Origin of the sequence: Nocardia terrae, assembly GCF_009760405.1 — a bacterium.
Classification (GTDB): Bacteria; Actinomycetota; Actinomycetes; order Mycobacteriales; family Mycobacteriaceae; genus Nocardia; species Nocardia terrae.
The window spans coordinates 231,371-244,941 of sequence record NZ_WRPP01000009.1 but is presented as its reverse complement, the minus strand read 5'-3'; the positions used below and the strand labels follow the sequence as shown (position 1 = coordinate 244,941).

Genomic DNA, 13,571 nt, shown 5'->3' with positions numbered 1-13,571 from the left:
TGACCGATCGTGCCAATCAGCAAATCTTCAGAAAACGGTCAGGGGCGCGGCATCGTGCTGAATCCCGGGACGGCTCCGGCGGTTCCGCCGCTGCCGGGGCTCGAGGGGACGCCGTACTGGACCAACCGGGAGGCGGTGGCGACCACCGAGGTGCCGCGGTCGCTGATCGTGCTCGGCGGCGGACCGGTGGGGGTGGAGTTCGCGCAGATCTTCGCGCGGTTCGGGGCGCGGGTGAGCGTGGTGGTGCCGCGTCGGCTGCTGCCGCAGGACGAGCCGCAGGCCGGTGAGCTGCTGGCGAAAACGTTCGCCGAGGAGGGGATCACGGTGCGCGGCGGTGCGCGCGGCACCGGGGTCGGCTACGACGGCCGCGAGTTCACCCTCACCCTCGACGATGGTGAGCCGTTGCGGGCCGAGCGGCTGCTGGTCGCCACGGGACGGCGAACCGACTTGGCGGCGTTGGGAATCGGGGCGGTCGGGCTCGACGAGGCCGCGAAATCAATCCCGGTGGACAACCGGATGCGGGCCGCCGAGGGGGTGTGGGCGATCGGCGATGTCACCGGTGCGGGCGCGTTCACCCATGTGTCGATGTATCAGGCGCGCATCGCCGCGCACGACATTCTCGGCGACGGCACCGAGGTCGCGCACTATCGTGCGGTGCCGCGGGTGACGTTCACCGATCCGGAAGTCGGGGCGGTCGGCATGACCGAGGAGCAGGCGCGCGCGGCCGGGCTGCGAGTTCGCATCGGGTGCACCGAAGTGCCCTCGTCCGTGCGTGGTTGGATCCACCAGGCCGGCAATGCGGGGTTCATCAAACTCGTCGAGGACGCCGACCGCGGTGTGCTCGTCGGGGCGTGCTCGATGGGCCCGCAGGGCGGGGAGGTGCTCGGCGCGCTGGCGGTCGCGGTGCACGCGCAGGTCCCCACGGCGAGGCTGCGCGAGATGATCCTGGCCTATCCCAGCTTCCATCGCGCCATCGAATCCGCGCTCGATGCTCTCGCGTCCGGTTAGGCATCGGTTCGTAATCTTTGCTGTTCACGCCCGGAGATCAGCGGCATCCTGGTAACCATCGATAGTCCCGAGCGTTGGGCGGTGGGCAGATGCGAATCTCGGAAATACTGCGCCGTAAGGGCAGCGGCGTCGTCACGATTGCACCGGATGCAACAGTGCGCGAGCTGCTCAGAGTCCTGGCGGCACACAATGTGGGCGCGGTGGTCGTCTCGCCCGACGGTGCGGTCATCTCCGGCATCGTCTCCGAGCGCGACGTGGTGCGCCGACTGCACAGCCACGGCGCGGACCTGCTCGACGCCCCCGTCTCCTCGATCATGACCGCCGCCGTGCACACCTGCGCACCCGACGACGACGTCGAAACCCTCAACGCCACCATGACCGAGCACCGCGTCCGCCACCTGCCGGTCATGGACGAGGGCCGCATGATCGGCATCGTCAGCATCGGCGACGTGGTCAAGAGCCAGATCTCCGAACTGGAAACCGAGCGCGAGGCCCTGGTCCGCTACCTCCACGGCTAACATCCCACTGTGGAGTCCGAAAACCCAACGCCCGATGACACTCTCGCCGATTTCGACCAGCGAGTGATCAGCCTCGAGGGCGACGACAAGACCGTGTACGTCGCGGGCCGCGGCCCCGCGGTGATCGTCATGCCCGAGATGCCCGGCATCAGCCCCGACGTACTGCGTTTCGCCCGCTGGGTCCGCGACGCGGGATTCACCGTGTATGTGCCGTCGCTGTTCGGTGTCGACGGCGCCTACCCCACCGTCGAGCTCGGCGGCCCCATCTCCCGCAAAACCTGCATCAGCAAGGAATTCCGCGCCTTCGCCGGCGGCGGAACCAGCCCGGTGGCCGTGTGGCTGCGCGCCCTGGCCCGCCTGGCCCACACCGAATCCGGCGGCCCGGGCGTGGGCGCGGTCGGCATGTGCTTCACCGGAAACTTCGCCCTCACCATGACCCTCGAACCCGCGGTCATCGCCCCCGTCCTCAACCACCCGTCCCTCCCACTCGACGACCCCGCCGGCCTCGAGCTGTCCCCCGAGGACGCGACGGCGATCGCCGAGCGCTTCGAACGCGACGACCTGCGCGCCCTGGCCTACCGCTTCGACAACGACAAATGGTGCACCGGCCAACGTTTCGCCGCCTACACCCAACTCCTCGGCGACCGCTTCGACGGCCGGGTCCTCTCGGGCGAGCACGCCAACCCCACACCGCCGCCGTTCTTCGCCGACATCGTCCAAACCCCGCACAGCGTGGTGACCGCGCACCTGGTCGACGAGGAAGGCCACCCCACCCTCGAGGCCCGAGACGAAATCCTCGCCTACCTCCACGACCGGCTCGACCCAGCCGTCGGTGTCCGACGAGCACAAGACGCCTAGATCGGGAAGAGAGGCCGGCTGGGTCGAGAGCCCAGCCTCCTCACTTCAGGTCCATCCGATCACCACCCACCCCCTGCAGCGACGAGCATGCATCCAGAAACGGAAACACCGAGAAGACCTGGACCTCAGTGCATTCTGGTGAAGGCCACTCTGGGGGTGGATGCGGTGATGGTGCGGAGTCTCGCGCATTGCGAGGGGGGATCGGGTGCCTGATGGGTTGGCAGAGAGGGCTGATGTGATCGCCCTCGGCCCTGAGCAGATCTTTGCGCGGTGGCTGATTCCGCCCGACTCGCCCGCGGATCTGGGTTATCTGGTGGTGGCGGCGAAATGGGTTGTGAGGGAACGGATTACCAGGTCGGGGTCCTCGTCGCAGAGCCAGTGGCGGGCCTTGTCGACTTCGATGATGTCGCGCAGGTCGGTGGCGAGCTTGGGCAGGGTCTGTTGGAAGGCCGGGTAGGCGATGGGGGAGCACAGGCCCAGGGTGGGCGCGGTGAGTTCCGGGTAGGCGCGCATGTCGATGATGTCCTGATGGAAGCCCTGGTACCAGGCGTTCGCGCAGCGGACCGCGCCGGGTCGGTTGTAGCGGTCGGCGACGACGGCGCGGTCGAAGTCGGTGATGGTGGCCTGGTCCACCAGGCCGATGCCCAGGTGCCAGTCGATGAGCTCGCGGGCGCGCCCGGCGAGGAGTTTCTCGGGCAGGGACTGGACTTGGTTGAAGGCGTACCACCACACGCTCACCCCGCTGCCCGGCGGTTGCAGCATGGGGATGCGGTAGAAGCTGTCGTCGGGGTGCAGGACATCGAGCAGCGACAGCGAGCGGGTCGCGTCGGGGTGGTTGGCCGCGAAGCTGAACGCCACCATCGATCCGATGTCGTGGCCGACGAGGTGGACCCGGTCGAAACCGAGGGTTCTGATCAGTTCGTGGATGTCGCCGGCCATGGTCTTCTTGTCGAACCCGCCCGAGGGTTTGTCCGAGCCGCCCATGCCGCGAATGTCCACCGCCACCACGCGATAGCGTTGCGCGAGCGCGGGCATGATCTTGCGGTAGCTCCACCAGGTCGTCGGCCAGCCGGGGACCAGCACCACGGGATCGCCCGAACCGCCTGTCACGTAATGCATCCGGAAACCGTTGACCAGTGCGGTGTCGCTGCGGAAATCGCCCAGGGCGCGGGCCAGCTCGGCGTCGTCGGGCACCGCGGCATCAGCCGGGCGGGTGGTCTCCCAGGCCGTGACCGCGCTCGCGGCTCCCACCGCGGCGAAGGCTCCCGCCCCGAGTTGCAGCATCGCCCGTCGTCGCATCCGCGTTCCTTTTCTCGCCCAGCAGGTCCGGGTTCAACCCTGAACCGCCGGGCGATAAGTTCGCGATGCGTTCACGATGTGCGCGATCGCCGGAGGGCGGTGAACAGTCTCAGGCAGCGCGCGGTCATGTCGTCGGGAGTGCTCTCGGGGTGATCGGCCCACCAGGAGACCGTGGTGGAGACGATGCTGAACCACAGTGTCAGCAGCAGGGAATGGTCCTCGGGACTGTGGTTTCCGGCTCCGGCGAGGATTTCGGCGACACCCGCCGAGCCCATCGCGTTGAGCGCGTCCTGGTAGTGGCGGGCGGTGTCGTGGGCGGGGCTGGGCCGGGGGAGGGTGTGGTCGTAGATGATGCGCCAGTTCTGGATGCGGCCGTCGAGCGCGTGGAAGATCGCGGCGAGGGTGGCCAGGGCCTTGCCGTCGGCGCCGTGCACTGCTTGGGCGTCGGCGACCGCGGCGACCAGGCTCGTGCCCGCCCGGTGCACACAGGCTGCGTGCAGTTCGTCCCGCGAGCCGAAGTAGGCGTAGATCAGGGGTTTGGAAACCCCTGCGGCGGAGACGATCTCGGCGAGTGAGGCGTTGCCGTAGCCGCGGTTGCCGAATTCGAGGGTGGCGATGTCGAGGAGTTGTTGTTCGCGCTGTTCGCGGGGGACACCCTTGGTGCCGGCGCGGCTCACGGGAGCGTTCATCGCCTTGCCGCGCCGCGGGGGGCCGGATCGATCAGCACGCCCGGGTTGAGGATGTGCGCCGGATCCAGTGCCGTCTTCGTGGCCTGCAGTGCGCGCGCGAAGGGTTCGGGCCGCTGCCGGTCGTACCAGGGTCGGTGGTCGCGGCCGACGGCATGGTGGTGGGTGATGGTGGCGCCGGTGCTCGCCAGCGCCTCGGACACCGCGGCTTTGATCTCGTCCCACTGCTCGACGGTCCGGCCCCAGGTGCCCGCGGCGTAGACACCGAAATAGGGTGCGGGACCATCCGGGTACACGTGGGTGAACCGGCACGTCACCACGCCCGTGATGCCCAGCGTCGCGAACGCGCCCTGCGCGGCGTCGAGCACGGTGGCCCGTAGCTGCTCGAATCGATCCCAGGTGCAGGCGGTTTCGAAGGTCTCCACGATCATCGACTGCGCGGCCAGCGCGTCCCGCTGATACGGCATCCGCAGGAACGACGACCGCCAGGTCCCGGCCGCGCCTTCGTGCACGGCATTGCCCGACGAGTCGGTGCTCGTGATCGCCTCGGGTGCCTTGCCGCCGCAGTCACCGCAGATCTCCAACGCCCGCCGCATGGGCTCGTCGACGGGATGGTCCGCGGATTCGAAACCCAGCACGAGCACACCGCCGGAGGTGGCGGTCGCGGCATTGAGGAACGCTTCGGCCGGATCGAGCAGCCGGCAGTTGGTCGGGAACAGTCCCGACTGTGCGATCACGCGGGTCGCGTTCACCGCCGCGGCGTAGTCGTCGAACAGCACCGAGGCGGTGGCGCGCCACCGCGGCCGGTCCTGCAACCGCATCCACGCCTCGGTGATCACACCGAGGGTGCCCTCCGAGCCGAGGAACATCCGGTCCGGTGAGGGCCCCGCCCCGGAACCGGGCAGCCGCCGCGATGCGCTGATCCCGCTCGGCGTCACGACCCGCATCGATTCGACCAGGTCGTCGATGTGGGTGTAGACGGTCACGTAATGCCCGCCTGCCCTGGTCGCCAGCCACCCGCCGAGGGTCGAGAACTCGAACGACTGCGGAAAGTGCCGCAGTGTCAAACCTTCCGGCCGCAGCGCCGCTTCCAGCGCGGGCCCCAGCATCCCCGCCTGAATCCGCGCGGCCCGGCTGGTGCGATCGACCTCGAGCACGCGGTCGAGCCGACCCAGATCCAGCGACACCACCCCCGCGTAGTCGCCGAGCCCCCGCGGCTCCACACCGCCGACCACCGACGTGCCTCCGCCGAACGGGATCACCGCGATTCCCGCACCCGCACACCACTCCAGCACGTCGGCGACCTCTTGTTCGCTGCCGGGCCGCACCACCAGGTCGGGCACGTCGGCGACACGGCCGAGCAGATTGCGCACCACATCCCGGAACGCCTGTCCACGCCCGTGCGACACCCGATCGCCGAGCTCCTGGGAGGCCAAGTGGGCCAACGTGTCCGGCGGCGCCACACGCGGCGCGGCGACACTCAGCGACTCCAGGGCGGGAGCCTCGTGGGCGGTGAGATCGGCCCGGGGCATCAGCGCCGCCACCCGCGCGGTCAGGGCGGCCCGCTCCGATCCGGTCACGGCGTCCTCGACATTGCCCCAACCCCACCACGACCGTGCCATCAGGCCCACTCCTCCGAGCTCCACTCAATTGAACGGTCCGTAATTTACTGCCAAGTCAATTCGATGTCCACAGCTGGATCGGCAGGGCACCGCGACGCATTCGGTGCTCGATCACCATGGCGCCGAGTGCGCGGCGATCCTCCTCCGCGACAAGGCGATCCAGCCCATTCCGGGTCCGCCGCCCGATCTCCGGGTCCGCGTCCGCGGCGAGGGTGCTCGCCTGCTCCAGCAGTGCGCCGCCCTCCCCGCTGCGCAGCTGCCACCAGGTTTCGGAGCGAGAGTGCTCGGACAACAGCACCCGCACCCTGTCGAGGTCGATCGCCGTCACCTCGACAACCTACTAGCGGCCCGCACCCGGCGGCCTGCCCCTGAAACTGCTGCCCCACAAGGCATCCTCGCGATGGACGTCGACTCTTGCCGAACTGCCCGACACCCTGGCCTAGTTGTTGGCGCGTTGGATGGCGCGTTGGATCAGAGTCCGGATGCCGGGCAGGCCGATGGCGCGCAGCATCAGTTCACCGGCCCAGACGTGCATCCGGGACGGCGGGGCGAATCGGGCTATTCCCTTGCGGGCCAGTGCTTGTCGTTTGCGGACTTCGGGCGCAGCGCGGCCTCCCACGCCTCCAGCGCCGCGTCGATGTCCTCGCCGTACGCTCCCAGGGCGGCACCGAGCCGATCCGCGCCGTCGAGAGCGAGGGCCGCCCCGTACCCGGCGAACACGGTCCCACACCACGCCGCGTCGCCGAGCAGGACCACGCGCCCGCGGCTCCACCGGTCCATGACGACCTGGCCGACGGTGTCGAAATACGCGGAGGCAGGGTCGTTCTCGAGCTGGCGCAGGGCATCGGCGACACCCCGGCCGAGATCGCCGAAGGCTCGGGCGAGCGCGGGGCCGAGCGCGAGGTCACCGGCCGGGTCGGGACTGCGGTAGGCGAAGAACGCCGAGGAGCGATCCGGCCCCAGGTTCATGACCGCGGCCGTGCGCCGGGGTCCGAGGAAGGTCGTGCCCGCACCTGCGGGTACGTGTGCGGGGGCGTGCGCGAGCGGGAACGCTCCAACCATGTGGCCCAGATCCAGACGTCGTCGGTGTCCTGGGTTACCGCCTGCACCGTGGTGCCGAAACGGATATCGGCGACCTCGGCCACCGTGTCGTAGAGCGCCGACTCCAGATCGCCGCGAAACAGGCTCAGTGCCCGATTCCCCACGGCGGCTTGGGCGACAGCGGCCGGAATCGTGAACTTCTCGCGCCCGTCCGCGTGAACCAGGATCGAGGTGTACAACCCGATATCGCGCGGTGTCAGACGCGGCAGCAGCCCGAGCCGCTGCGCGGCGTCGAATCCGGGTCCGTGCAGGTTCACCAAATAGCCACTGCTGCGCCGGGATTGCGCGCGTTCGACGACGACGACATCCCAGTTCTGCTGGTGCATCCGCAGCGCGGCGGCCAGCCCGGCGATCCCGGCGCCCACCACCAGTACCCGCTTGTTGTTCTTCGCTTCGCCACCCGGTACCGCGTTCTCGACAGCCATCACTTCCACTCCTGGATCGGTCCGCCATCAGCGAAAGCCAGGGATTGCACACTCCCGCCTCATCGTCAACTAATAGTTGACGTATGGGGTTATGGTCAACCCAGGGTTGACACCGGGTTGTGAGGAGGGTCAGGGCATGGATAGCAAAAAGGGCCTGAACGTGCACTGCGGCAAAGATTTCGGCGGGAAACCACCGATTCTCCGGGTGCAGTGCACGAACAGGCCCATTCGTGCGCCTCGGCTACCGGTCGAGCGCCTCGATGAGGGTGTTGAGGCCGGACATGACCGCCTCGCGCTGACCCGGCGCCAGATGCTCCATCGCCCCCGCGAAGCGCTGAATACGCGCCGAGGTCAGACCGGTGACCAGATCATGGGCGGCCGCGGTCGCGGTCAGCAACTGGGCGCGGCCGTCCTCGGGATCGGCATCACGGGTCAGGTAGCCGCCCTTCTCGAGACCGGTCACGATCCGCGACATCGTTGGGGCACTGACCCGTTCGATACCGGCCAGATCACCCAGGCGCAGCGGGCCCTGACGGGCCAGCGACGCCAGGGCCGAGGCCGCGCCGGGGCTCAGCGCCCCGAGGTCACCGGAATTGCGCAACAAACGCAGCAGGCGGCCGATAGCGTGATAGAGCTCGGCGGCTTCGGTGAGCTGGTCGGGATCGGCGACGCTCGTGGGCTCGGGCAGGGTCCTCTCCTCCGTTCAGATTCCCTCGCGGGCGGCTTCACGAAGCTCGGCGGCCTCGTCCGCAACCGACGGGCTGCCGGCGAACCACGAGGCCACCGCGCCGATCAGCATCATAATCGCGGCTCCCAGGAAGACCACGACCAGACCCGAATGGAACGGGCCGGAGATCAAGTGCGGGAAGAACTCCTGACCGGTGAGCACATCCTTGTGCACGCCCGGGTGATCGAGGATGCCGGTCGGACCCAGCAGCGCCTGAATCGGATTCACGCCGAGGAACGCCGCGAACAGGCTGCCGACCGGCGGCAGCCCGGCCACTTCCCCCGCCACGTTCGCGGGCACACCCTGCGCCTGCAGACCCGAATTCATCGCCCCCGGCAGGCTGTTGGACAGGCCGATGATCATCAGCGAGAAGAACACGCCGATCGACAGCGCCATACCGCCGTTGAGCAGCGTGCCACGCATACCGGAGGCGACACCGCGCTGCGAGGCGGGCACCGCGGACATGACCTCGGCGGTATTGGGGGAGGCGAACATACCCGAACCCATACCGTTGAGCGCGATCACGACCGCGAACGCCCAGTAGGAGAAGTCGACCGGCAGCACCACCAGCAGCACGAACGTCACCGCGGTGATCGTCATGCCCAGCGTCGCGAACAGCCGCGGACCGTAACGGTCGGACAGCTTGCCCGAAACCGGTCCCGCCACCAGGAATCCCACCGTCAACGGCAGCAGATAGATGCCCGCCCACAACGGCGTGGACTCGTAGTCGAACCCGTGCAGCGGCAGCCAGATGCCCTGCAGCCAGATGATCAGCATGAACTGCAGGCCACCGCGGCCCAGCGAGGACATCAGGCCCGCCAGGTTACCGAGCCCGAACGCGCGGACCTTCAGCAGCGACAGGTGGAACATCGGCTGCTCCACCTTGGTCTCGATCCAGCAGAACAGCGCCAGCACCGCCAGACCGCCGAACACCGCGGCCAGCACCCACGGGTTGGACCAGCCGGTATTCGAATCCCCGTACGGCTGAATGCCATAGGTGATGCCGGTCAGCAACGCGGTCAGACCGACCGCGAAGGTGACGGTGCCCGGAATATCGAGCGAGCCCGCATTGCGCTGCCCGTTGTCGTGCAGCGACCGGTACGACCACACCGTGCCGAGAATGCCGAACGGCACGCTCACCCAGAACACGGCCTTCCAGTCCCACTGCGCCAGCAGACCGCCCAGCAGCAGGCCCAGGAACGAACCGGCCACGGCCGCAACCTGATTGATGCCGAGCGCGAACCCGCGCTGCTCGGCCGGGAACGCGTCGGTGAGGATCGCGGCCGCATTGGCCATCAGCATCGCGCCGCCGACACCCTGCAGCACGCGCCACCCGATCAGCCACACCGCGCCACCGCCGTGGGTGAACGGATCGAACGACAACGCGATCGCGGTGACCGTGAAGATCACGAACCCGTAGTTGTAGATCTTGACGCGCCCGACCATGTCCCCGAGCCGCCCGAACATCACCACCAGCACCGCCGACGCCAGCAGGAAGCCCATCATCATCCACAGCAGGTAGCTCACATTGCCCGCCGCCAGCGGATTCAGATCGATCCCGCGGAAGATGTCCGGCAGCGAGATGATCACGATCGAGGAGTTGATCGTCACCATCAACATGCCCAGCGTCGTATTCGACAACGCCACCCACTTGTAGTGCGGGTGATCGTGCTCGATCCGGAGCCGCCTCCGAATGGTCTGGACATCACCGGGATCCACCCCGGTCGTTGGGGCCGCAGCCATCAGAGCCTCCCACAAGTCAACGAACGAACAACGCCCAAATATAGTTGCATGAGGCTAACTAATGAAATGGTGTGACTCACCACTCAGCAGCCATCGAACCAACACCTGGAACCCTGACCCCTGGAGCCGAACCCGCAGCAGCGGAGACGCGCCTCGACGATCGCTTCGGATGCCCGGTTTCGCGAGCTGATGTCGATATCCAGCTACGAGGGAATCGACGGGGTCCAGCCACCCCACCTCAATACGTCACTGTGACGTATTGAGAGCTGGAAACCCGCCAGGGGAGCGGCATCAAGAGAGGGACCGGGGCCGCCGAGAGCCGCAATCAGCCGCCTCGGCGGAATCCGGAAATTTTCCACCAAAGGCCCAAGAAGCCGAAATATTTCGTTTCGCCGGAACTGACCAACAACGACGACAGGCAAACAACGCGGAGGATCGGCAACCCGGCCGGAGCGCGCCGCCGGACAGAGCACCGCACAAAGCGCGAACACCGATGTCACACACCATCTTTCAAGATCATTCCCAATGCCGTAACCGCGCCGATAATGCACATTATGTCAAGTAAGGGTGGTGTGGTGACGGAGTCACTCCCAGCACCCCGCCACCAGCCCTCCCCTGAACCGCCGCCTCGAACAGGGCTGTCCGGGCACAGGCAATCATTGTGGGTGGAATCTGCGTAATCGGCTGCCGGTCAGCGTCTTTCGCTGCAACGCAATCTGACATGCCCGGTTCCGGGTATCTTCGGGCAAGCATCAACGCTCCCCTGCTCTCGATGGCGCACCGGAAGGCGGGGCATGTCGAGCGGGCTTCCCAACCCGGCTCGATGAAGACTTGATTCATTCCAGAAAAAGAGGCAGACTTCCGGGTGTGCCCACGCCTACGGAGTTCGAGCGCATGTTGCGCGGGGCCGCTCTGCGTGTGACCGCACCGCGCATGGCGGTGCTGACCGCGGTCCACGAACACCCCCACTCGGACACGGACTCCATCCTCGGGTTCGTGCGCCAGACCCTGGGTGGGGTGTCCCATCAGGCCGTCTACGACGTCCTGCGTGCCCTGACCAGCGCCGGGCTGCTGCGGCGCATCCAGCCCATGGGCTCGGTCGCCCTGTATGAGACCCGCGTCGGCGACAACCACCACCACGTCGTGTGCCGCTCGTGCGGCGTCATCGCCGACGTCGACTGCGCCGTCGGCGACGCACCCTGCCTGACCGCCTCCGACAACCACGGCTTCGCGCTCGACGAGGCCGAGGTCGTGTACTGGGGCCTGTGCCCCGACTGTTCCAAAACCGCTGCCACACAAGAGAAGTAGCGGCCACACTCGTGGTCGACAACCAGATCACACCACTCGAAAGGACGACACACCGTGCCTGAACACCCGCCCATCGGTGAAGCCAATACCGAACCCGCCGGCGGCTGCCCGGTCCTGCACGACAAGATGACCGCCCCGGTCGAGGGCGGCAACGCCAACCGTCAGTGGTGGCCCAACCAGCTCAACCTGAAGATCCTGCAGAAGAACCCGGCCGTCGCGAACCCCATGGACGAGGGCTACGACTACCGCGCCGAGTTCAAGACCCTCGACCTGGCCGCGGTGAAGGCCGACATCGTCGAGGTCATGCACACCTCCCAGGAGTGGTGGCCCGCCGACTTCGGCCACTACGGCCCCTTCTTCATCCGCATGGCCTGGCACGCCGCGGGCACCTACCGCGTGCAGGACGGCCGCGGTGGCGCCGGTGCCGGCATGCAGCGCTTCGCGCCCCTGAACTCCTGGCCCGACAACGCCTCCCTCGACAAGGCGCGCCGTCTGCTGTGGCCGGTCAAGAAGAAGTACGGCAAGAAGCTGTCGTGGGCCGACCTCATCGTCTACGCCGGCAACGTCGCCCTCGAGGACATGGGCTTCGAGACCTTCGGCTTCGGCGGCGGCCGCGTCGACCAGTGGGAGCCCGAAGAGGACGTGTACTGGGGCCCGGAGACCGAGTGGCTCGGCGATGCCCGCTACACCGGCAAGCGCGACCTCGAGAACCCCCTCGCCGCGGTCCAGATGGGTCTGATCTACGTCAACCCCGAAGGCCCCAACGCCAACCCGGACCCGGCCCTGGCCGCCATCGACATCCGCGAGACCTTCGCGCGCATGGCGATGAACGACGAGGAGACCGCCGCCCTGATCGTGGGTGGCCACACCTTCGGCAAGACCCACGGCGCCGGCCCGGCCGATCACGTCGGCCCCGAGCCCGAGGCCGCCCCGCTCGAGGAGCAGGGCCTGGGCTGGAAGTCCTCCTTCGGCACCGGTTCCGGCCGCTTCGCCATCACCTCCGGCCTCGAGGTCACCTGGACCCCGACCCCGACCAAGTGGGACAACAGCTTCCTCGAGACCCTCTACGGCAACGAATGGGAGCTGACCAAGTCCCCCGCCGGCGCCCACCAGTGGGTCGCCAAGGACGGCCAGGCGATCATCCCCGACGCCTTCGACAACACCAAGCGGTGGCTGCCGACCATGCTCACCACCGACCTGTCGATGCGGGTCGACCCGATCTACGAGCAGATCACCCGCCGCTGGCTCGAGCACCCCGAAGAGCTGGCCGCCGCCTTCGCCAAGGCCTGGTACAAGCTCACCCACCGTGACATGGGCCCCAAGGTCCGTTACCTGGGCCCGGAGGTTCCGGCCGAGACCCTGCTGTGGCAGGACCCGGTCCCGGCGCACCAGGGCGCGCTGCCCTCCGACGCCGACATCAAGGCCCTCAAGGCCAAGATCGCCGACTCGGGTCTGACCGTCGCACAGCTGGTGTCGACCGCGTGGGCGGCCGCGTCGTCCTTCCGTGGCTCGGATATGCGCGGCGGCGTCAACGGCGGCCGTATCCGCCTGCAGCCGCAGGCCGGCTGGGAGGTCAACCAGCCCGACGAGCTGGCTCAGGTCATCCGGGTGCTCGAGGGCATCCAGGCCGACTTCGGCAAGCCGGTCTCCTTCGCCGACCTGGTCGTGCTGGCCGGTAACGTCGGTGTCGAAACCGCCGCCAAGGCAGCCGGATTCGACGTCACCGTCCCGTTCCACGCGGGCCGCACCGACGCCACCCAGGAGCAGACCGACGTCGAGTCCTTCGCGGCGCTCGAGACCGCGGCCGACGGCTTCCGCAACTACGTCGGCAAGGGCACCACCATCCCGGCCGAGTACCTGCTGCTCGACAAGGCCAACCTGCTGACCCTGTCCGCGCCGGAGATGACCGTCCTGGTCGGTGGTCTGCGTGTGCTGGGCGCGAACTACAAGGGTTCGCAGCAGGGTGTGTTCACCGACCGTCCGGGCGTGCTGTCCACGGACTTCTTCGTGAACCTGCTCGACATGTCCACCAAGTGGGCCCCGGTCGACGCCGACAACACCAGCTACGAGGGCACCGACCGCGCCACCGGCAAGACCGTGTGGACCGCCTCGCGTGTCGATTTGGTGTTCGGCTCCAACTCGCAGCTGCGGGCGCTGGCCGAGGTGTACGCCGAGGACGACTCGAACGAGAAGTTCGTCCGCGACTTCGTCGCCGCCTGGACCAAGGTCATGGAGCTCGACCGCTTCGACCTGACCGGCGCGTAGTCACCGCTGAA

Annotated in this window: 13 protein-coding genes; 5 read left to right on the top strand and 8 right to left on the bottom strand. The window is 67.9% G+C overall.

Going from position 1 to position 13,571, the window contains the following annotated elements; translation table 11 throughout:
• Positions 1–9: 9 nt before the first annotated feature.
• From GPX89_RS35555 to GPX89_RS35545, 3 genes are all read left to right on the top strand, one after another.
• The gene (locus tag GPX89_RS35555; protein ID WP_198347747.1) at positions 10–1,008 is read left to right on the top strand and encodes a dihydrolipoyl dehydrogenase family protein; all 999 of its coding nucleotides are present in this window, start codon (positions 10–12) and stop codon (positions 1,006–1,008) included.
• An 89-nt stretch (positions 1,009–1,097) separates the two neighbouring features.
• Complete coding sequence (locus GPX89_RS35550; RefSeq protein ID WP_157392105.1) at positions 1,098–1,526, top strand: CBS domain-containing protein; 429 nt, start codon at positions 1,098–1,100, stop codon at positions 1,524–1,526.
• 9 nt (positions 1,527–1,535) lie between these two features.
• A complete protein-coding gene (locus GPX89_RS35545) occupies positions 1,536–2,384 on the top strand; it encodes a dienelactone hydrolase family protein (protein WP_328602675.1) in 849 nt (282 codons plus the stop codon).
• 306 nt (positions 2,385–2,690) lie between these two features.
• Here the strand turns inward: GPX89_RS35545 and GPX89_RS35540 are convergent, their stop codons facing one another.
• The 8 genes from GPX89_RS35540 to GPX89_RS35510 all read right to left on the bottom strand — a co-directional run bounded on the left by GPX89_RS35540 (position 2,691) and on the right by GPX89_RS35510 (position 9,987).
• A complete protein-coding gene (locus tag GPX89_RS35540) occupies positions 2,691–3,683 on the bottom strand; it encodes an alpha/beta fold hydrolase (protein WP_157392104.1) in 993 nt (330 codons plus the stop codon).
• A gap of 71 nt (positions 3,684–3,754) precedes the next feature.
• On the bottom strand, positions 3,755–4,372 hold the full coding sequence (locus GPX89_RS35535; RefSeq protein ID WP_157392103.1) for a TetR/AcrR family transcriptional regulator: 618 nt from the start codon (positions 4,370–4,372) through the stop codon (positions 3,755–3,757).
• The gene (locus GPX89_RS35530; RefSeq protein ID WP_157392102.1) at positions 4,369–5,991 is read right to left on the bottom strand and encodes an FAD-binding oxidoreductase; all 1,623 of its coding nucleotides are present in this window, start codon (positions 5,989–5,991) and stop codon (positions 4,369–4,371) included. Before GPX89_RS35530 ends, GPX89_RS35535 begins: the two co-directional genes overlap by 4 nt.
• Positions 5,992–6,046: 55 nt before the next feature.
• Entirely contained in the window at positions 6,047–6,319 is a 273-nt protein-coding gene (locus GPX89_RS35525) for a hypothetical protein (RefSeq protein ID WP_157392101.1), read from the bottom strand.
• Between the two features lie 230 nt (positions 6,320–6,549).
• Positions 6,550–6,960 carry an FAD-dependent monooxygenase gene (locus tag GPX89_RS44050; protein ID WP_198347746.1) on the bottom strand — a complete coding sequence of 137 codons (411 nt, stop codon included), beginning with the start codon at positions 6,958–6,960 and terminating at the stop codon, positions 6,550–6,552.
• Complete coding sequence (locus GPX89_RS44045) at positions 6,957–7,517, bottom strand: FAD-dependent oxidoreductase (protein ID WP_198347745.1); 561 nt, start codon at positions 7,515–7,517, stop codon at positions 6,957–6,959. Before GPX89_RS44045 ends, GPX89_RS44050 begins: the two co-directional genes overlap by 4 nt.
• Before the next feature lie 241 nt (positions 7,518–7,758).
• Positions 7,759–8,121: a MarR family winged helix-turn-helix transcriptional regulator gene (locus GPX89_RS35515; protein ID WP_198347744.1), complete on the bottom strand. Its 363-nt coding sequence runs from the start codon at positions 8,119–8,121 to the stop codon at positions 7,759–7,761.
• A gap of 99 nt (positions 8,122–8,220) precedes the next feature.
• Positions 8,221–9,987: an MFS transporter gene (locus GPX89_RS35510; RefSeq protein WP_157392100.1), complete on the bottom strand. Its 1,767-nt coding sequence runs from the start codon at positions 9,985–9,987 to the stop codon at positions 8,221–8,223.
• An 894-nt stretch (positions 9,988–10,881) separates the two neighbouring features.
• Here GPX89_RS35510 and GPX89_RS35505 point away from each other — a divergent pair.
• Positions 10,882–11,295: a Fur family transcriptional regulator gene (locus tag GPX89_RS35505; protein ID WP_157392165.1), complete on the top strand. Its 414-nt coding sequence runs from the start codon at positions 10,882–10,884 to the stop codon at positions 11,293–11,295.
• 54 nt (positions 11,296–11,349) lie between these two features.
• Positions 11,350–13,560 carry a catalase/peroxidase HPI gene (katG, locus tag GPX89_RS35500; protein WP_328602673.1) on the top strand — a complete coding sequence of 737 codons (2,211 nt, stop codon included), beginning with the start codon at positions 11,350–11,352 and terminating at the stop codon, positions 13,558–13,560.
• Positions 13,561–13,571: the final 11 nt, after the last annotated feature.

Coding starts and splice junctions, on each gene's coding strand:
- GPX89_RS35550 (WP_157392105.1), top strand. CDS start 1,098: ATGCGAATCTCGGAAATACTGCGCCGTAAGGGCAGCGGCGTCGTCACG.
- GPX89_RS35540 (WP_157392104.1), bottom strand. CDS start 3,683: ATGCGACGACGGGCGATGCTGCAACTCGGGGCGGGAGCCTTCGCCGCG.
- GPX89_RS35535 (WP_157392103.1), bottom strand. CDS start 4,372: ATGAACGCTCCCGTGAGCCGCGCCGGCACCAAGGGTGTCCCCCGCGAA.
- GPX89_RS35530 (WP_157392102.1), bottom strand. CDS start 5,991: ATGGCACGGTCGTGGTGGGGTTGGGGCAATGTCGAGGACGCCGTGACC.
- GPX89_RS44050 (WP_198347746.1), bottom strand. CDS start 6,960: ATGAACCTGGGGCCGGATCGCTCCTCGGCGTTCTTCGCCTACCGCAGT.
- GPX89_RS44045 (WP_198347745.1), bottom strand. CDS start 7,517: ATGGCTGTCGAGAACGCGGTACCGGGTGGCGAAGCGAAGAACAACAAG.
- GPX89_RS35510 (WP_157392100.1), bottom strand. CDS start 9,987: ATGGCTGCGGCCCCAACGACCGGGGTGGATCCCGGTGATGTCCAGACC.
- GPX89_RS35505 (WP_157392165.1), top strand. CDS start 10,882: ATGTTGCGCGGGGCCGCTCTGCGTGTGACCGCACCGCGCATGGCGGTG.